Source organism: Haemophilus sp. HMSC071C11, assembly GCF_001837655.1.
Lineage (GTDB): Bacteria > Pseudomonadota > Gammaproteobacteria > Enterobacterales > Pasteurellaceae > Haemophilus > Haemophilus influenzae.
Map to the genome: position 1 here is coordinate 93,827 of NZ_KV833409.1, position 18,812 is coordinate 112,638.

At 38.0% G+C, this 18,812-nt stretch carries 16 protein-coding genes and 1 other RNA gene; 5 read left to right on the top strand and 12 right to left on the bottom strand.

Annotated features, from left to right (window positions below):
• Nucleotides 1-265 precede the first annotated feature (265 nt).
• Complete coding sequence (locus HMPREF2644_RS04000; protein WP_005686463.1) at nt 266-1,588, top strand: L-cystine transporter; 1,323 nt, start codon at nt 266-268, stop codon at nt 1,586-1,588.
• A gap of 99 nt (nt 1,589-1,687) precedes the next feature.
• On the opposite strand, the gene nrdG is transcribed toward HMPREF2644_RS04000, so the two are convergent.
• Nucleotides 1,688-2,155, bottom strand: a complete 468-nt coding sequence (nrdG, locus tag HMPREF2644_RS04005) for an anaerobic ribonucleoside-triphosphate reductase-activating protein (protein WP_005667477.1) — start codon at nt 2,153-2,155, stop codon at nt 1,688-1,690.
• A gap of 128 nt (nt 2,156-2,283) precedes the next feature.
• Here nrdG and ffs point away from each other — a divergent pair.
• Nucleotides 2,284-2,382: signal recognition particle sRNA small type (gene ffs / locus HMPREF2644_RS04010), an RNA gene on the top strand.
• A 21-nt stretch (nt 2,383-2,403) separates the two neighbouring features.
• Here the strand turns inward: ffs and cydC are convergent.
• The 7 genes from cydC to HMPREF2644_RS04045 form a co-directional block, all read right to left on the bottom strand.
• Nucleotides 2,404-4,134, bottom strand: a complete 1,731-nt coding sequence (gene cydC, locus HMPREF2644_RS04015) for a heme ABC transporter ATP-binding protein/permease CydC (protein WP_070828247.1) — start codon at nt 4,132-4,134, stop codon at nt 2,404-2,406.
• Nucleotides 4,134-5,894 (bottom strand): heme ABC transporter permease/ATP-binding protein CydD, encoded by a 1,761-nt coding sequence (gene cydD, locus HMPREF2644_RS04020; RefSeq protein WP_011272412.1) that lies wholly within the window; start codon nt 5,892-5,894, stop codon nt 4,134-4,136. The genes cydC and cydD overlap by 1 nt, the downstream gene beginning before the upstream one ends.
• 71 nt (nt 5,895-5,965) lie before the next feature.
• Complete coding sequence (gene trxB / locus HMPREF2644_RS04025; protein ID WP_070828248.1) at nt 5,966-6,922, bottom strand: thioredoxin-disulfide reductase; 957 nt, start codon at nt 6,920-6,922, stop codon at nt 5,966-5,968.
• A 73-nt stretch (nt 6,923-6,995) separates the two neighbouring features.
• Nucleotides 6,996-7,853, bottom strand: a complete 858-nt coding sequence (locus HMPREF2644_RS04030) for a co-chaperone YbbN (protein ID WP_070828249.1) — start codon at nt 7,851-7,853, stop codon at nt 6,996-6,998.
• Nucleotides 7,854-7,926: 73 nt separating this feature from the next.
• Nucleotides 7,927-8,898 (bottom strand): ferrochelatase, encoded by a 972-nt coding sequence (gene hemH / locus HMPREF2644_RS04035; RefSeq protein ID WP_070828250.1) that lies wholly within the window; start codon nt 8,896-8,898, stop codon nt 7,927-7,929.
• The gene (locus HMPREF2644_RS04040) at nt 8,895-9,311 is read right to left on the bottom strand and encodes a hotdog fold thioesterase (RefSeq protein WP_009766849.1); all 417 of its coding nucleotides are present in this window, start codon (nt 9,309-9,311) and stop codon (nt 8,895-8,897) included. The genes hemH and HMPREF2644_RS04040 overlap by 4 nt, the downstream gene beginning before the upstream one ends.
• A gap of 13 nt (nt 9,312-9,324) precedes the next feature.
• A complete protein-coding gene (locus tag HMPREF2644_RS04045) occupies nt 9,325-12,408 on the bottom strand; it encodes a D-2-hydroxyglutarate dehydrogenase YdiJ (protein WP_070828251.1) in 3,084 nt (1,027 codons plus the stop codon).
• A gap of 378 nt (nt 12,409-12,786) precedes the next feature.
• On the opposite strand from HMPREF2644_RS04045, the gene ompA reads away from it, so the two are divergent.
• On the top strand, nt 12,787-13,851 hold the full coding sequence (gene ompA / locus HMPREF2644_RS04050) for a porin OmpA (RefSeq protein ID WP_070828252.1): 1,065 nt from the start codon (nt 12,787-12,789) through the stop codon (nt 13,849-13,851).
• A 150-nt stretch (nt 13,852-14,001) separates the two neighbouring features.
• The gene (gene grxD, locus HMPREF2644_RS04055; RefSeq protein ID WP_005653629.1) at nt 14,002-14,325 is read left to right on the top strand and encodes a Grx4 family monothiol glutaredoxin; all 324 of its coding nucleotides are present in this window, start codon (nt 14,002-14,004) and stop codon (nt 14,323-14,325) included.
• 76 nt (nt 14,326-14,401) lie between these two features.
• Here grxD and hisC read toward each other — a convergent pair whose 3' ends face one another.
• Nucleotides 14,402-15,502: a histidinol-phosphate transaminase gene (gene hisC / locus HMPREF2644_RS04060; RefSeq protein WP_050838312.1), complete on the bottom strand. Its 1,101-nt coding sequence runs from the start codon at nt 15,500-15,502 to the stop codon at nt 14,402-14,404.
• A gap of 87 nt (nt 15,503-15,589) precedes the next feature.
• Nucleotides 15,590-16,678: a 3-phosphoserine/phosphohydroxythreonine transaminase gene (gene serC, locus HMPREF2644_RS04065; protein WP_070828253.1), complete on the bottom strand. Its 1,089-nt coding sequence runs from the start codon at nt 16,676-16,678 to the stop codon at nt 15,590-15,592.
• Nucleotides 16,679-16,868: 190 nt separating this feature from the next.
• On the opposite strand from serC, the gene HMPREF2644_RS04070 reads away from it, so the two are divergent.
• Nucleotides 16,869-17,213 carry a DUF496 family protein gene (locus HMPREF2644_RS04070; RefSeq protein WP_005647511.1) on the top strand — a complete coding sequence of 115 codons (345 nt, stop codon included), beginning with the start codon at nt 16,869-16,871 and terminating at the stop codon, nt 17,211-17,213.
• 39 nt (nt 17,214-17,252) lie between these two features.
• Here the strand turns inward: HMPREF2644_RS04070 and HMPREF2644_RS04075 are convergent, their stop codons facing one another.
• Nucleotides 17,253-17,819: an aminotransferase class IV family protein gene (locus HMPREF2644_RS04075; protein ID WP_011272422.1), complete on the bottom strand. Its 567-nt coding sequence runs from the start codon at nt 17,817-17,819 to the stop codon at nt 17,253-17,255.
• Nucleotides 17,819-18,805 carry an aminodeoxychorismate synthase component I gene (locus HMPREF2644_RS04080; protein WP_038441346.1) on the bottom strand — a complete coding sequence of 329 codons (987 nt, stop codon included), beginning with the start codon at nt 18,803-18,805 and terminating at the stop codon, nt 17,819-17,821. The genes HMPREF2644_RS04075 and HMPREF2644_RS04080 overlap by 1 nt, the downstream gene beginning before the upstream one ends.
• Nucleotides 18,806-18,812 lie beyond the last annotated feature (7 nt).

The following is an 18,812-nucleotide window of genomic DNA, read 5'->3' on the forward strand; positions in this document are numbered from 1 at the left end:
TTTCATTTCATTTCATTTCATTTCATTTCATTGTTATTTTTTCGATCACTTGCTAAATCTTTTTACAGCAAATACAGCCGTTATATTGATAATCTTGCAGGGGCAATTTTCTTATTTTTCGGCGGCTATTTAGTTTATTCAGGCGTGCTAGCCACTGCAGCCGCATTTTAATTACCAAAACGTATAAAATATAACGAAAGAAAACTTGTTATTTTTGCTGAAGTTGATAGTCTCCAAACACTTTAATCAGTTTTGGAGATTTTTTATGTTATTAGTCAATTTGGCGATATTTATTGCTTTTTTATTGCTGTTAGCACAGCTATATCGCAAAACCGAAAAATTAGGGCAAACGGTATTTATCGGTTTATTGCTCGGTTTGCTTTTTGGTGCGGTATTGCAATCCGCTTTTGAAAAACCTTTGTTAGACAAAACTTTAGATTGGATCAATGTGGTCGGTAACGGTTATGTTCGTTTATTGCAGATGATCGTGATGCCGTTGGTGTTCGTGTCGATTTTATCTGCTATCGCTCGTATCAATCAAACCAGATCATTGGGCAAAGTCAGCGTTGGCGTGTTATCCACCTTGCTGATTACCACCGCCATTTCCGCTGCAATTGGGATTGCGATGGTGCATTTATTTGATGTGTCGGCGGCAGGATTAATCTTGGGCGATCGTGAATTAGCGGCTCAAGGCAAAGTGTTAGATAAAGCAGGGCAAGTGTCCAATTTAACTGTGCCTGCGATGTTGGTGTCCTTTATTCCGAAAAATCCTTTTGCTGATCTCACGGGTGCCAACCCAACGTCCATTATTAGTGTCGTAATTTTCTCAGCATTACTTGGCGTGGCGGCTTTGAGTTTAGGCAAAGAAGATCAAGCACTTGGCGAACGAATTGCACAAGGTGTAGAAACTTTAAACAAATTAGTGATGCGTTTGGTGCGTTTTGTGATTCGCTTAACCCCTTACGGCGTGTTTGCGTTGATGATTAAAATGGCTGCCACCTCAAAATGGGCGGATATTGTCAATTTGGGCAATTTTATTGTGGCTTCTTACGCTGCTATTGCCTTAATGTTTGTGGTTCACGGCATTTTATTGTTCTTCGTTAAAGTCAATCCTGTGGATTACTACAAAAAAGTGTTGCCAACCTTAAGTTTTGCGTTTACATCTCGCTCAAGTGCGGCGACAATTCCGTTAAATATTGAAACGCAAACCGCAAAATTAGGTAACAACAATGTCATCGCCAACTTTGCTGCCACATTCGGTGCCACTATCGGACAAAACGGCTGTGGCGGCATTTATCCAGCGATGCTTGCTGTGATGGTCGCCCCAATGGTCGGCATTGACCCTTTTAGCTTCAGCTACATTCTAACCTTAATTTCCGTGGTCGCCATTTCTTCATTCGGTATCGCAGGCGTAGGTGGCGGAGCCACATTCGCCGCTATCGTCGTGCTATCTACGTTAGGTTTACCACTGGAATTAGTCGGTTTACTCATTTCCATCGAACCGATCATCGATATGGGACGTACCGCACTTAACGTAAACGGTGCCATGGTGGCAGGCACGATTACGGATCGCTTGCTAAATAAGTAACTGGAAATCAATAAAAAAATCTGCAGTTGAGAATTCAGTTGCAGATTTTTTATCGCTCAATACTTTTGACTAAAAAGTGCGGTGGTTTTTTTCAGTGTTTTATAACTTAAATCGATGAATAATTTGGTTTGCGGAACCTCGCCAAACTAAACTTGGGTCTGCCTGTTCTTGAATAAATTTCCCATCAATTAACACATCAATATAAGGCAACATTGCACGTTGTTGTTTGTCTAATTCATCTAGCTTATAACCCGTCCAAACCCAGATGTCTTTATCGGGGCATTCTCGTTTTACACGTTGCACAAAGGGCAATAATGTTTCTACGTTACGGGGATGAAGTGGATCACCACCTGAAAGCGTCAGACCTTGGCGTTTAATGCGTGTGTCTTTTAAATCATTGATGATTTGTTGTTCCATTACGTCATCAAATAATACACCCGCTGAAAATGACCAACTTTTTTGGTTGTAGCAACCTTTGCAAGCGTGCGTACAGCCACTGACGAAAAGTGTGCATCTTGTACCTTCGCCATTGATAACATCGGTCGGGTAGTATTGGAGGTAGTTCATTTCATAACAATCCTGAAAATGTGGCTTAAATTCTCGCCAAATTCACCGCACTTTTGAATTAGTCTTTGCAATACGGCGGTAATTTTTGCATAATAGCACGCAATCGCATTGCGATATCAATGGAAACCTTCTCGGTCTCTCGCAACGGTGTCTGGTTTACTCGGTCAGGTCCGGAAGGAAGCAGCCAAAGTCGGAATTACTGTGTGCCGAGAAGAAGCTGGGAAGGTTTCCGCCCAACTTTCTTTTTCTTATACTCGCTCAATCAATCTTTTAAAGAACCCATTTTCTTTGGTGATTAAACTATTGTAATCGCCTTCTTCGATTAATCTTCCGTTATCAATTACACAAATTTTATCGAATTGTTCAATTGAACTGAGACGGTGAGTGACTATAATTAGGGTTTTATTTTCGGCATGTTGCAGAATTAAACGTAAAATTTGACGTTCAGTTTCGCGATCTAAGCCTTCTGTTGGTTCATCCAATAATAAAATTGGCGCATTATTGAGTAAAATACGCGCTAAACCTAAACGGCGTTGTTCCCCACCAGAAAGTGGACGACCGCCATCCCCAAGCCAAAGATTTAAACCTTTTCCTTCTTGCTCAAGTAATTTACTTAAGCCAACTTGATGTAGTACTTCAATCATTTTTTCATCGGAAATTTTATCCGCACTTGCAAATTGTAAATTTTGACGAAGTGTATCGCTGAATACGTGAACACGTTGAGTTAAAAAACAAATTTGGCGGCGTAATGTCTCTTCTGAATAGGTGGAAATGGGTTTTTCTGCCAATAAAAGCTCACCTTGATTCGCATCATAATTGCGTACTAAAAGTTGAAGAAGTGAAGATTTTCCACTTCCAGTTTTGCCTAAAATAGCAATTTTTTTGCCCTGTTCTAAATCTAATGTAAGATTTTTTAATACGAGTGTTTCTTGTTCGGGATAGGAAAAATTTAAATTCTTCGCAGAAATTAACCGCACTTTTGTTTCAAATTCCTCGTTACCATTAAACTCAACAAGCGGTTTTTGCTCAATGATTTCGGTCACACGCTCTGCTGCTGCAATCACTTGACCTATATGTAAAAATGCTGCACCCAATGGCATGATGATCTCAAAGGCGGCAAGCGCAGCAAAAGTGAAAAGTGCAATATAAGCCGTGTGATATTCATCTGTGCCAAAATCGGCGTTACTTGCAAACCATAGCATTCCAGAAATCAACAAACCATTAAGAAAGAGAACAAGTGCGGTAGAAAATCCACTTAATTTTGCTTCTTTGGCTTGATCTTCCTGCCATGTTTTTTCTGTGGCTGACATTTTCTCTTTTAATTTATCTTCTGCATTAAATAATAAAAGCTCGGCTTGTGCTTGGATAAATTCTAAAAACTGGGTTCGATAGGTCGCGCGTGCTTGGATTAAGCGTTCACCAAATTCCTGTCCTAGTCGATAGAAAACAGTTGGGATAATCATTAATAAAATTAACAAAAATAAGCCTAAACCAAGTGCGAGTGGAATATTGATAAAGCTAAGCCCAATCGTTATGGCAATGATTACAAATACAGCAGTGAAAAATGGTGCAAGTAAACGTAAATAGAGGCTATCAAGTGTATCCACATCGGACACTAAACGATTTAACAAATCGCTGTTGCGATAACGATTTAACACAGCTGGACTTAAAGGAATGATTTTTTCAAATACTTGCACGCGTAATTTGGACAAAATGCGGAATGTTGCATCATGCGTTACTATTTTTTCAAAATAGCGCATGACGGTTCGTCCGATAGCTAAACCTCGCACACTGGCTGAAGGATAGAAAAAGTTAAATAGCGTGCCTAGTCCTGCAATGGCTGTAGCGGCTAAAAACCAGCCTGAAACGGTAAGCAAGCCCATACTAGAGCCCAAACCTAGAATCATTAGCACCAAGCCTAAAATAAGCGGGAATTTGGCGAATTTAAATAAACGTATAAACGGAAGTAATGTGCGCATTATTGGATATCCTGTTGTCGTTGAGCGAGTAGTTCAGCAAAGAAACCTTGATGTTGTAATTCGGTAAATTTACCTTGCTGTACTATTTCTCCTCGTTGCATCACAAAAATTTGATCACATTGTTTCAAATCTTCAATTCGGTGTGTAATCATCAGTGTAGTTTGATGCTGACTTGCTTCATTCAATGCTTGTAAAACAAGATTTTCTGATTGCGCATCTAGGCTTGCGGTTGGCTCATCGAGCAGAAGTAAATCGCCTTTGCGTAACAATGCCCGAGCAATGGCAAGGCGTTGCGCTTGTCCCACAGAAATGCCTAATCCACCATCTTTTATTTCGTGATGAAGTCCAAGTTTATCGGTAAATTCTTTCGCTTGAGAACGCATTAAAGCTTGATTAATTTCTTCATCGTTGGCTTGAATATTGCCAAGTAGTAAGTTTTCTTTAATTGTGCCTTGTAATAACAATGGATTTTGTCCTACCCACGCAATATGTTTGCGCCAGTCAGCTAGATTACTTTCGCGAAGTTCTTGCCCATTAATTTTGAGCGAGCCCTCATAAGGTAAAAAGCCCAGAATCGCATTTATTAATGAAGTTTTTCCCGCGCCACTTTGTCCTACAAGCGCAACATTATGATTTGCTGGAATTTGGAAGTTTAACGGCTTGGTTAATGCTGAACCCTGTGTCGAAAGCACCACTAAATTTTCGGCAGAAATTTCAACCGCACTTTCTAAAGAAATTGTTTTTTCATTTTGATGTACAGTTAAATAATCAGATTCTAAAAAATCAACAATGGCATCCGCTGCACCAATACCTGCTGCACGGTCGTGGTAATAGGTGCCTAGATCGCGTAAGGGTTGATAAAATTCAGGTGCAAGAATTAAACAAAAGAAACCTGTGAAAAGTGTAAGCGGTGCATTATAGGTACCAAATTCAATTTGACCTAAGTAGCTAAAACCAAAATAGACCGCCATCAGTGCAATGGAAATAGAGGTAAAAAATTCCAATACTGCAGAAGAGAGAAAAGCGAGTTTTAGCACATCCATTGTGGTTTCACGGAAATCTTCAGTGGCATTTTCAATATGCTCAGTTTGTTCAGAAGTGCGGTTAAAAAGACGCAAGGTTTCCAAACCGCGTAAGCGATCTAAAAATTGGGCACTGAGGCGAGAAAGGGTATCCATATTTTTTTGGCTGTTGTCAGCCGCAGCAATACCGACAATGATCATAAACAGAGGAACAAGCGGTGCGGTAATCATTAAGATTAAGCCTGCAGCCCAGTTCAAGGGAAATACAGCAATGAAAATAACCACTGGAACAATGGCTGAAAGACTTTGTTGAGGCAGAAAACGGGCATAGAAATTATGTAAGTTTTCAACTTGTTCCAACATAATGCTTGCCCAACTTCCAGCTGGTTTTTGATTGATTGTCGCAGGGCCGACAAGATGAATTTTATCCAGAATTTTTTGACGAATATGGTTGCGTAATAATTGTCCGCTTTGGAAACCTATTTTTTCGCGTGCCCATAAAATAATAGCACGCATCCCGAAGCCGATAATTAGCCCGAGAAAATAAGGAATAAGTTCATCACGAGGCACATTTTGCATAATCAGTTTATCGAGCAACGTCGCAAGAAAATAAGTTTGTGCGACTAAAATGAATGAAGAAAGCGTAGCTAAGACAATGTTTGCACGCATTAATTTTTTGATAGGTTCTTGTTGTGCGCGAAGCCATTTTTGTAAATATTTTTGGCGAAGTTTATTCATTGTTTTGGTCGTGATTATAGAAAAAGTTCCCCTCTTTAAAAGAGTTAAAAGAGGGGAATTGGTTAGAAGATTTATGCTTCTTGAGCATCTAAATAGCGTTCTGCATCCAAGGCTGCCATACAACCAGTTCCCGCGGAGGTGATGGCTTGGCGATAATTGTGATCCATGACATCGCCTGCTGCGAACACGCCTTCCACAGAAGTGGCGGTTGCATTTCCTTCAAGACCAGATTTTACAACGATATAGCCATTATTCAATTCTAGTTGCCCTTGGAAAATTTCCGTATTTGGCGAATGACCAATCGCCACGAATAAGCCATCTAATTTGAGTTCTTCTTTTTCCCCAGTTTTTGTGTTGGCTAAACGTAATCCAGTTACGCCCATATTATCGCCCAATACTTCATCTAAAGTGCGGTCAGTATGAAGAACGATTTTCCCTTCTTCTACTTTTTTGTATAAACGATCGATAAGGATTTTTTCCGCACGGAAGCTATCGCGACGGTGGATTAAATGCACTGTACTTGCAATATTGGCTAAGTAAAGGGCTTCTTCCACCGCTGTATTTCCTCCACCAATGACACCAACAGGCTTATTACGATAAAAGAAACCATCACAGGTTGCACAAGCAGAAACCCCACGACCTTTGTAGTTTTCTTCTGAAGGTAAGCCAATATAGCGTGCAGAGGCACCCATTGCGATAATTAATGCATCACAAGTGAAATTTTGCACATCGCCAAAAAGTTTGAATGGGCGAGAAGATAAATCTACGCGATTGATATGATCGAAGACGATTTCTGTTTCAAATTTTTCTGCATGTTGCAACATACGTTGCATTAAACCTGAACCAGTAGTCATCTCAAAATCACCCGGCCAGTTCTCAATTTCATCTGTGGTAGTCAGCTGCCCACCTTGTTGTAAACCAGTCACCAGTACGGGTTTTAAGTTTGCACGTGCCGCATAAATGGCTGCTGTATAACCAGCAGGGCCTGAGCCTAAAATTAAAAGTTTTGCGTGTTTGATATCTGACATAAAGAATCCTTGTTTGTAGTTAAGTAATAATATAATGCAATAAGTTGCATTTTACTGATTATAAACTTTTTGCTTAATAAAGCAGCGAATAAAGCAATCGACGAAATTTATTTGTCAGCGGATCAGCATTGCCCATTGCGCTTAAAATAGATAAAAATTGTTGTTTAACTTCGCCATTCTGCGCGCTTAAATCTGTTTTTAAAATGCCGAAAAGTAGTGTTAATGCTTCTTCATTTCGTCCAGCTTGATGAAGTTGTACGGCAAGTTTTATTGCAATTTCAGCTGTTGGGTTTTTAGCATAATCAGCCTGTAATTGTTGGATTTCAGGTGTATCGGCTGCTTGAATTTGTAGCTCAATTTGTGCTTGTAATCCGTGCCAACGGCTATCTCGATCTTGCAATGGAATTTGATTTAAAATTTCTTGTGCTGGCTCCGTTTTCTTCATTGCAATATAGGTTTCCGCATAGAGCAGGGCAACATCACTGTTTTTCTTATCGGAAAGTTCCCATGCGTCTTTCAACAATGGCAATGCGGCTTCGTAATTTTCTACTTGCAAGAAATCTAATGCTTGTTGGAATTTTAAATCTTCCTCTTTAAGTAAAATAATGCTTAATCGTTGGATTAATGATGCTTTATCAAGCATGCCTGGAAATGCCTCTAATGCCTGTGCTTCTTTAAACAAATAGGTGGTTGGCAATGCTTGGATGCGGAATTGTGCGGCAATCATTTGCTCTTTTTCACAATCTACTTTTCCAAGAATAAATTGTCCTTGATATTGTTCTGCAACTTGCTCAAGTAGCACCAAAAAATCCGCCGATTCTTTATGGGTTGGCGCGTAAAAATTGATGACAAGTGGTTTTTCTAAGGATTGTTGCAGTATTTCAGTAAGATTTTGTTCGTTGATCTCAACGATAAAAGGAAAATCAGCCATGTTTTATCCTTGTGAAAAAATAATGGCTGATTTTAGCAAAGTGCGGAAGATTTTAGAAACGTTTTACCATTTATTAAGTAAGTTTTTCTAGGATCAATTTTCCCATCATTTCAATATGTGCATGCTCTATATTAAGTGCGGGAATATATTGATAAGATTGTCCACCATTTTTTAGAAAATTTTCTCGATTTTCTTTGTCAATTTCTTCAATGGTTTCTAAACAATCTACGGAGAAACCTGGACAAATGACAGCTATTTTATGAATGCCTTGTGGTGCTGCATTTTGAAGAAATTTATCTGTGTAAGGCTGTAGCCATTCTTCACGTCCAAAGCGAGATTGAAACGTCATTCCCCATTGGTTTTCTGTTAAGCCCAGTTTATTAACCACTGCAATAGTCGTTTGTTTACAATGTTCACGATAATAATCGCCCATTTTTTCATAACGCAAAGGAATACCGTGATAAGAAAATAGTAAAAATTCATCGGATTTTAACCGCACTTTTATGGAGTTTGCTAAGGCGTTAATGTAATTTTCATCAACATGATAAGAATGGATGAAATCAAAAGGCACTAATCCTCGTTCTTCTTTAAGTGCATTAGCGAAAGCATCAAATACTGCGCCCGTGGTTGAGCTAGAGTATTGCGGATAAAGAGGTAAAACAATAATTCGCTCAACTTGATTTTTAAGCAAATTTTTTACCGCACTTTGCATTGATGGATTGCCGTATGTCATGGCAATTTCTACTTGTGTATCGATATTTTGCTTATCTAAATAGGTTTGTAATGCGTCTTTTTGTTGTCGTGAAATGGCAAGTAAAGGCGATCCTTGTTCTGTCCAAATGGCTTGATAATTTTTGGCAATACGTTTTGAACGCAATGGCAAAATAATGGCTTTTAGCAGTGGATACCATTTGCAACGCGGTAAATCGACCACGCGAGGATCCGTTAAAAATTGCCATAAATAACGGCTAATTGACTTCGGTGTCGGGCTATCTGGCGTGCCTAGATTGGCAAGTAATACGCCGATTTTTGCTGGTTTTGTCATAAATTGATTACGGAAAGGGTTAATCTAGAAACACAACAAAGTTTATTCTCTTCTGTGCGGATGTCAATTTGCCAAACTTGGATATTTCTGCCTAAATTAATCGGCGTGGCTCTCGCGGTTACTTTACCTGAACGAACAGGGCGAAGATGATTGGCGTTAATATCCAATCCCACCGCAGTTTTGCCTTCTTCTAAACAAAGCGAACCCGCAAGGGAACCAATTGTTTCAGCTAAAGCAACCGAAACCCCGCCATGCAATACACCAAACGGCTGCATAGTACGATGATCCACTGGCATTGTCGCTTCAATCCAATCCTCGCCAAAAGCTGAAATTTCAATGCCAAGATGGCTAACTGCACTGTTGGAGCAGAGTTGATTTAAGTTTTCGAGCGTGAAGTTTTTTTGCCAAATCATGATGTTCCTTTCATTACGCTAAAATTTCTAATAATGCCTGCACAGGGTGTTTTAGCACCACATGTTCATAACGTTTTACCTGACTGCGGCAAGAATAACCAGTTGCTAAACAAAAGTGCGGATCTTTTTCATGTAGTTTTTTATGCCAGGATACATCGTAGATTTCTCGGCTCATTTTTTGATTTTGCACTTCATGTCCAAATACACCAGCCATACCGCAACATCCGACTTTTTCTACATTAAGTTGTTGTCCAAATCTTCTAAAAATTTCTTGCCATTCTTTTGGACTGTTCGGCATAAAAGTAGATTCCGTACAATGCGGGAATAAATACCAATCGAAAGTGCGGTCAGTTTTGGCGATGTTTTTTAACTTCTCTTGTAACTCCGCATTTTGTAATCTTTGTTTTAACCATTCGTGTGCGGTGAGAACGTGAAAGTCGCCCCGTTTTTCTTGTAGTGCTTCTTTGTATTCATCTCGATAAGATAGCACGATGGCTGGATCAACGCCCACAAGAGGAATGCCTAATTTTGCCATTCGATTTAAAAACTCGGCTTGGTTTTGTGCGGTTTTGCTAAAGCGTTTTAAGAAACCTTTAATGTGCATTGCTTTGCCGTTTGGTTTAAATGGCAACAGAATTGGTGTAAAGCCTAATTCCTGCGTAAGCAGAACAAAATCGCGTACCACTTTCGCATCATAGTAAGAGGTATAAGGATCTTGCACAATAAATAAAATATCGTTTTTTTCTACCGCACTTAGGTCTTCCAATTCTTCCAAGGATTTGCCTTGATAATGAATTTCCACCAGTTGTTGTTGCAAATTGGGTTCAGAAAGCAAGGGCAAATCGGTCATGCCTAACGTTTTTTCCACTAATGTTTGTGTGACTTTTAGCTTGGTAAAATAATTAAAGAATTTTGCCTGCTTTGCCATATAAGGAGCAGCGATTTCTAAATTTGCCACAATGTGATCTTTTGCGGGGCGTAAGTAGCGGCTGTGATAGAAATGAAAGAATTTCGCGCGGAAACTTGGTACATCGATTTTAATCGGGCATTGGCTTGCACAGGCTTTACAAGCAAGGCAAGTGTCCATTGCAGCTTTTACTTCGTGAGAAAAATCATAATCGCCTCGCCATTTTTGAACCGTATTGCTTAGTCTTTTTACAAGTGCGGTTAGTTTTATTTCTGTTTTACGGAAGTCTAATTGTTCGGACGAAACATTTTCATTCGCCATCAATCGAAGCCATTCTCGAACCATGGCTGCGCGACCTTTCGGCGAAAATACACGGTTTTTACTGACTTTCATCGACGGGCACATAATGCTGTGTTCATCAAAATTAAAACATAACCCGTTTCCATTGCAGTTCATCGCACCCTTAAATTCATCACGCACTTGGATAGGAATTTGGCGATCCTTATCAGCTCGCATCGGCGAAAGAATAGAATAAAGTTCCTCTTTGGAATGCAAAGGCGTACAGATTTTGCCGGGATTTAAGCGATTGTTCGGATCGAATAAGGTTTTGATATAACGAAGTTCGTGCCAGAGTTCTGGGGTAAAGAATTTTTCGCCGTAATGGGAACGCACGCCTTTTCCATGCTCTCCCCAAAGTAATCCACCATATTTAATCGTAAGTTCTGCCACTTCATCTGAAATTTGTTTAAATAATTTCACTTGTTCTTTATCGCATAAATCAAGCGCAGGGCGAACGTGTAACACACCCGCATCCACGTGACCAAACATGCCGTATTGTAAATTGTGCTGGTCTAATAAAGCGCGAAATTCACTGATGTAATCCGCAAGATTTTCTGGGGGGACACAAGTATCTTCTACAAAAGGAATCGGTTTGGCTGCACCTTTTGCATTACCAAGTAAGCCCACGGCTTTTTTTCGCATCGCATAAATACGTTCAATAGAAGGTAAATCAGAACAAACTTGATAGCCAATAATGTGATCTTGATTGTGTTCAATTTTTTCATCAAGTGAGCGACAAAGTGCGGTGACTTGGCGGTCTATTTTTTCTTTATTATTACCAGCAAATTCCACAATATTTAAACCGAGAATTGGATCTTTTTCATCTTCTGTAAGAAGTTCATTCACAGAGTGCCAAATAATATCTTGTTTGGCGAGGTTTAAGACTTTGGAATCAACGGTTTCCACAGAAAGCGCATTGGCTTTTACCATAAAGGGTGCATTGCGTAATGCCGCATCAAAAGAACGATATTTAATATTGATGAGCGTGCGATACTGCGGAATTGGCAGAAGATTGAGTTTGGCTTCGCAAATAAATGCGAGAGAACCTTCAGAACCAGTGAGAATTCTCGTGAGATTAAATTCACTTTCATCTTCATTAAAGACATTTTTCAGATCGTAACCCGTTAAAAAACGGTTAAGTTGTGGCAAATCTTTAATGATAGCCGCTCTTTTTTCTTTACAGTGTTGCGCGATTGTTTGATGGAGTCTTTTGCTACTCTCACTTAATTTAAGCGCATCAATGTTTTCTAAAACATCAACAGAATTGACCGCACTTGTATCTAAAATTTCGCCATTTATTAAGACTGCACGTAATGCCAAAACATGATTAGAGGTTTTACCGTATTGCAATGAACCTTGCCCCGAGGCATCTGTGTTAATCATTCCGCCTAAAGTCGCTCGATTGCTGGTGGATAACTCTGGAGCAAAGAATAAACCATGTGGTTTTAAAAATTGATTAAGTTGATCTTTTACAACGCCTGCTTGTACTCGAACCCAGCGTTCTTTTACATTGAGTTCTAAAATGGCAGTCATATGACGAGAAAGATCCACTATTATATTGTTATTAATGGATTGTCCATTTGTGCCAGTGCCTCCACCGCGAGGCGTAAAGCTGATTGATTGATATTCAGGTAAATTTGCCAATTTGGTTATACGCACTATATCAGCAACATTTTTCGGAAAAAGAATCGCTTGTGGAAGTTGTTGGTAAACGCTGTTATCCGTAGCCAGACTTAATCTATCCGAATAATTTGTTGCAATATCCCCCTCAAAATGTTGGCATTGAAGATCATCAAGATAATCAAGTACATATTGTTCAACTTGAGGAATGCGATTTAGATTTGGCAACATAGTATTTAACTCATTTAAAGGTAAAAATGGCAGGTTATTGATAATATCTTAAGGCGTTAATGATGTCGAATTAGATTTTGAGCATTTTTAAGGAGTGTTTTATGGAGTAAATGAGTCAAGAAAAGAGTGTTGTTTGGATGAAAAATAAACAAAAAATTCAAAAGAATTTGATCTTTTCAATTTTTATAGGATAATAAGCGCACTTTTGAACGTTCCTTTGGCGTAAACAAAGGAATTGAATTTGTCAAAAGGTAATAAAGTAGGGCAAATTCAAAACCCTAGTTAAGTGACTGTTTAGAATGTAACTTTAATTAAAAGTTCAGTATAAACAAGGACACTTTTTTATTACTATTCGATCACTAAATAGAGGACATCAAAATGAAAAAAACTGCAATCGCATTAGTAGTTGCTGGTTTAGCAGCAGCTTCAGTAGCTCAAGCAGCTCCACAAGAAAACACTTTCTACGCTGGCGTTAAAGCTGGTCAAGCATCTTTTCACGATGGACTTCGTGCTCTAGCTCGTGAAAAGAATGTTGGTTATCACCGTAATTCTTTCACTTATGGTGTATTCGGTGGTTATCAAATTTTAAATCAAAATAACTTAGGTTTAGCGGTTGAATTAGGTTACGACGATTTCGGTCGTGCTAAAGGTCGTGAAAAAGGTAAAACTGTTGCTAAACACACTAACCACGGTGCGCATTTAAGCTTAAAAGGTAGCTATGAAGTGTTAGAAGGTTTAGATGTTTATGGTAAAGCAGGTGTTGCTTTAGTTCGTTCTGACTATAAATTGTACGATAAAAATAGTAGTAATACTCTTAAAAAACTAGGCGAACATCACAGAGCACGTGCCTCTGGTTTATTTGCAGTAGGTGCAGAATATGCAGTATTACCAGAATTAGCAGTTCGTTTAGAATACCAATGGCTAACTCGCGTAGGTAAATACCGCCCTCAAGATAAACCAAATACCGCACTTAACTACAACCCTTGGATTGGTTCTATCAATGCGGGTATTTCTTACCGTTTTGGTCAAGGCGCAGCGCCAGTTGTTGCAGCACCTGAAGTTGTAAGCAAAACTTTCAGCTTAAACTCTGATGTAACTTTCGCATTTGGTAAAGCAAACTTAAAACCTCAAGCGCAAGCAACATTAGACAGCATCTATGGCGAAATGTCACAAGTTAAAAGTGCAAAAGTAGCTATTGCTGGTTACACTGACCGTATTGGTTCTGACGCGTTCAACGTAAAACTTTCTCAAGAACGTGCAGATTCAGTAGCTAACTACTTTGTTGCTAAAGGTGTTGCAGCAGACGCAATCTCTGCAACTGGCTACGGTAAAGCAAACCCAGTAACTGGTGCAACTTGTGACCAAGTTAAAGGTCGTAAAGCGCTTATCGCTTGTCTTGCTCCAGACCGTCGTGTAGAAATCGCAGTAAACGGTACTAAATAATTTTAGTATTTGTTTAACGAAAGATTAAATACAGAAAAAGGCTTAAACTTCGGTTTAGGCCTTTTGTTTTAAATGAATATAAAACCAAGCATTTCAATCAAGTTTTAACTTGTGATAAAATGCTTACCTCGTTTATTTATAGGGAACATTATGGAAACCTTAGACAAAATCAAAAAGCAAATTAGTGAAAATCCCATTCTTATTTATATGAAAGGTTCGCCAAAATTACCATCTTGTGGTTTTTCTGCTCGTGCATCAGAGGCATTAATGCACTGCAAAGTGCCTTTTGGTTATGTGGATATTTTGCAACATCCAGATATTCGTGCTGAATTACCAACATATGCAAATTGGCCAACTTTCCCACAATTATGGGTTGAGGGAGAATTAATTGGTGGTTGTGATATTATTTTAGAAATGTATCAAGCAGGCGAATTGCAAACTTTATTAGCTGAAGTGGCAGCAAAGCACGCTTAATCACAGTGGAAAAATAAAACCCGCAATAAGCGGGTTTTTTATATAATAAATTTCCCTTTCATTATTAAATAATAGATTAAGCAAACTTTAATACCTTAGAAAGTGCGGTGAAAAATTTATCGTTTTCTTCAGGTAAACCAATACTTATGCGTAAATGATTTGGCATACCATAACCAGCAATTGGGCGAACAATTACACCTTCTCGTAACAACGCATCATAAATCGAAGTGGCAGGTTGTTTGAAATCAATGGTTATAAAATTTCCTTTAGAGGGAATATAATCCAATTGATTTTTTTGACAAAAGTCTTCATAACGTCGCATTTCTATTCGATTATTTTCAGCGACTTTTTCAATAAATTCATCGTCATTCATTACGGCAACTGCAGCGGTTAATGCCAAAGAATTACAGTTAAATGGCTGTCTAACTCGATTTAATAAATCTGCGATTTCTGGATTAGATACCGCATAACCAATGCGTAAGCCTGCCAAGCCATAGGCTTTAGAAAGAGTGCGTGAAATAATTAAATTTGAATATTTTTTTAATAAACTGAAAGAGTCCACTCGTTCTTCAGATCTAGTAAATTCTGTGTAGGCTTCATCTAATACCACGATTACATTTTCGGGGACTTTTGCTAAAAAATCTTCAATTTCTTGTGATGTTAAAAAATTACCCGTTGGATTATTGGGATTAGCAATGTAAATGAGCTTTGTTTTATCAGAAAGTGCGGTTAAAAATCCTTGTAAATCGTGTCCCCAATTTTTAGCTGGAATTTCTTTTGCAATTGCATTTATCGCTTTAGTCACTAAAGGATAAACAATAAAAGCATATTGTGAATAAATGATTTCATCGCCTTCCGTTGCGAAAGTGTGAGCAAAAAGTTCTAATAAATCATTTGAGCCATTACCGAGTGTAATTTGATTTGGTTGAACGCCAAATTTTTTTGCGATAGTTTGTTTTAGTTCAAAGCCATTCGCATCTGGATAACGAGTCAGTTTATCTAATTGTTCGAAAATTGCTTTTTTTGCACTTTCTGGAAAACCAAATGGGTTTTCGTTTGAGGCAAGTTTAACGATATTGGAAATACCAATTTCTCGTTCTAATTCTTCAATCGGTTTACCAGCTTGGTAAGGTGATAAGGATTTTACGCCACGATTGGCAATGTTAATGTACTGCATAGTGTTATTTGTAAATATTGATATGGGTTAGTATGTATTTTTAAATAAATTTGGGCGTAGTAAATACGCCCATTGGAAATATTTTTCCTATTGAGGAAGATTTTCAGCTTCAAATTTTTTCATAAATGAAATGAGTGCCTCAACACCATTTTGCGACATTGCATTATAAATAGATGCGCGCATTCCACCTAAAACCTTATGACCTTTCAAGGCTTGCAAACCCGTAGCAGTAGATTCTGCGACAAATTTTGCATCTAATTCAGGATTACCTGTGATGAAAGTGACATTCATTGTTGAACGGTTTTCTTTTGCTACCACATTGCGGTAAAGTTTGCTCGAATCAATATAATCATAAAGAGTTTGTGCTTTTAGTGCATTACGTTTTTCGATTATTTCTAAGCCGCCTATTTCTTTAAGATGTTTAAATACGAGGGAACATAAATACCACGCAAAAGTTGGAGGCGTGTTGATCATTGAATCTGCATCACGTTGAGTTGCATAATTCCAAATAGAGGGGGGTTCTTTACGTGCATTACCGATTAAATCATCGCGAATAATCACTAACGTAATACCCGCAGGGCCAAGATTTTTTTGCGCACCTGCATAAATTATCCCAAATTTACTGATATCGATTTGACGTGAAAGAATATTTGAAGACATATCCGCGACCAATACGGCATTGCCCACATTTGGCACATCAAAAATCTCTACACCACTAATAGTTTCATTCGGGCAATAATGAACGTAGTCATATTGATCAGCGATATGGCTAAAATCAAGATCGGTAATTCGAGTCTGTTCGCCATTTTCTACGATAGTGATTTCATCAATTTCTGCAAAATTTCTTGCTTCTTTTGCCGCTGTAGCTGACCAATGCCCACTATTTAAATAAAGGGCTTTGCCTTTTTTACCGATTAAGTTCATCGGAATTGCGGCAAATTGACCGCGAGCGCCACCTTGTAAGAAAAGTACACGATAGTTATCAGGAATATTGTAAACCTCACGTAGATCTTTTTCCGCTTGGGTAACGAGTTCCATAAAATACTTTCCACGATGGCTTACTTCCATTACAGAAACACCTTGATTGAGCCAGTTTGTAAGTTCATTTTGTGCTTTTTGCAACACTTCTGGGAAAATCATCGCAGGACCTGCGCTAAAATTAAAGACTTGTGACATTGTATTTCCTTGCTTTTTATGAAAATAATGATGTCTTTTTTATCACTACAAAAATCGATAATCAATGCTTTTTACTGAAATCAAAAAAATTCTTTCTATCATTCATAAAATAGAGGGTAAATTTTGACGATTGATTAAAAAAAAGCTAAATTACGGCACAGTCATTTTATTTATTTTAAAGGGAGTTGTTATGGAAATTGTGAATAAACAATCTTTTCAAGAAGTGTTGGAATACGTGCGTATGTATCGTTTAAAAAATAGAATTAAACGAGATATGGAAGACAATAATCGTAAGATTCGCGATAACCAAAAACGCATATTGTTATTGGATAATTTAAATCAATATATTCGTGATGATATGACTATTGCAGAAGTACGCGGAATTATTGAAAGTATGCGTGATGATTATGAAAGCCGTGTGGATGATTATACAATTCGCAATGCTGAACTTTCTAAGCAACGCCGTGAAGCGAGTACGAAAATGAAAGAACAGAAAAAAGCACACGCAGAATTATTGAAAAATGCTGAAAAATAATAGGATAACTAGAGCCGACTAAATCAGTCGGCTTATTTTTTATAAGCTATTCATTGCGTTAATGATTTTAATTTCATCAAAATTGACAATATCTTCTTGGAATATTGTGCGTTCTTGAATTTTCCCTTCTTGTAATAATTTTTCTCGTTGTGTGCCTAAAAGCAATGGCGTGTCTGGCGTGTACCATTTTTTTCCTTGGCGAAAAATTAAATTACCGATGGAACAATCTGTCACTTTTCCATTTTTGATAATCATAATTTCATCACAAGCACCACGTTGAGCAAATAATGTATTAATTAAACTGCGATCTAAATATTTCAAACTATATTCAATGTCATCACAAATTACAGGTTGAAAAGTGCGGTAGATTTTTCGTTGGTATTCAAAATATTGAATTTGTGTGGTTTCGGCATTGTAATCAATGCGGCAGCGAACTAATTGATTTTGTAAATCTTCAGGCAGTTGAATAAGGGAAAAAAGATTAAAAATTTTCACCGCACTTTTGCCATAATATTCACGCAAACTACGTTCATATCGCGCTTGGTGTAAATCGATATTTTGAATTTTCCCGTTTTCAATACAAAGGGTTTCAAATAGAGGATACATTAATCAGCACCTTCAATCGGTAAATAGACTTTTTCTAATAATTCTTCATATTCATCTTGCGCATTGCTATGAATGGTAATCCCGCCTCCACTATGAAAATAAAATTTTTCATCTACTTGAGAAATAAATCGAATTGCTACCGCACTTTGTAGTGTTTTGCCATCAAATATGCCAAAAATTCCCGTGTAATAACCGCGCTTTTGTTTTTCTGCTTGTTGAATAATTTGTGTGGTTTTTTCTTTTGGTGCACCACTAATAGACCCAGCAGGCAACAGTTTCTCTAAAATATCACCAATTTGATTTTGCCAGTTTTCATTCAATTTTCCGTAAATTTCAGAACTGGTTTGCAGTATTTCGCCTTTTTGTGTTTTGATGCGATCGATATAACGAAATTTTTTCACTTGAATGTGTTCTGCCACCATGGATAAATCATTACGCATTAAATCAACAATCGTGTAATGCTCGCGTTGTTCTTTTTCATTTGTGAGTAACTGATTTTCTGCATCGGGCAGAGTGGCATTAATTGTCCCTTTCATGGGATAGGTAAAAATATTGTTGTCATGAATATTGACAAAACATTCAGGCGAAAAGCAAACGAATTGATCTTGTAACCACAATTTATAAGGTGCATTGGTTTGATGAAAAATTTGTTCAAGTGACAGATTACCTGAAATTTCAGTGGGGTAGGTGAGATTTAATAAATAAGAATTACCTTTTTGTAATTCACTTTGAACAAGTTCAAAACCTTGTTGATAATGCGAGAAAGGCATTGGATGTTTGGTGAAATTAAGAGGGAGAGATTGTGGAGAAATCGTGCAATTTCTTTTGCCTAAAATATCAAAATAAATGCCTTGTTGTGCAGAATTTTCGAGAGGACAAATCAAGGGTTTTTCTTTTTCAAAATCAATAAGAAAGAAAAATGGCGTGCGTTGTTTGCCATAATGATTAGCCTGTTCAATAAAATGTTGCATTGTGCTTTGTGCCATTTTGCGT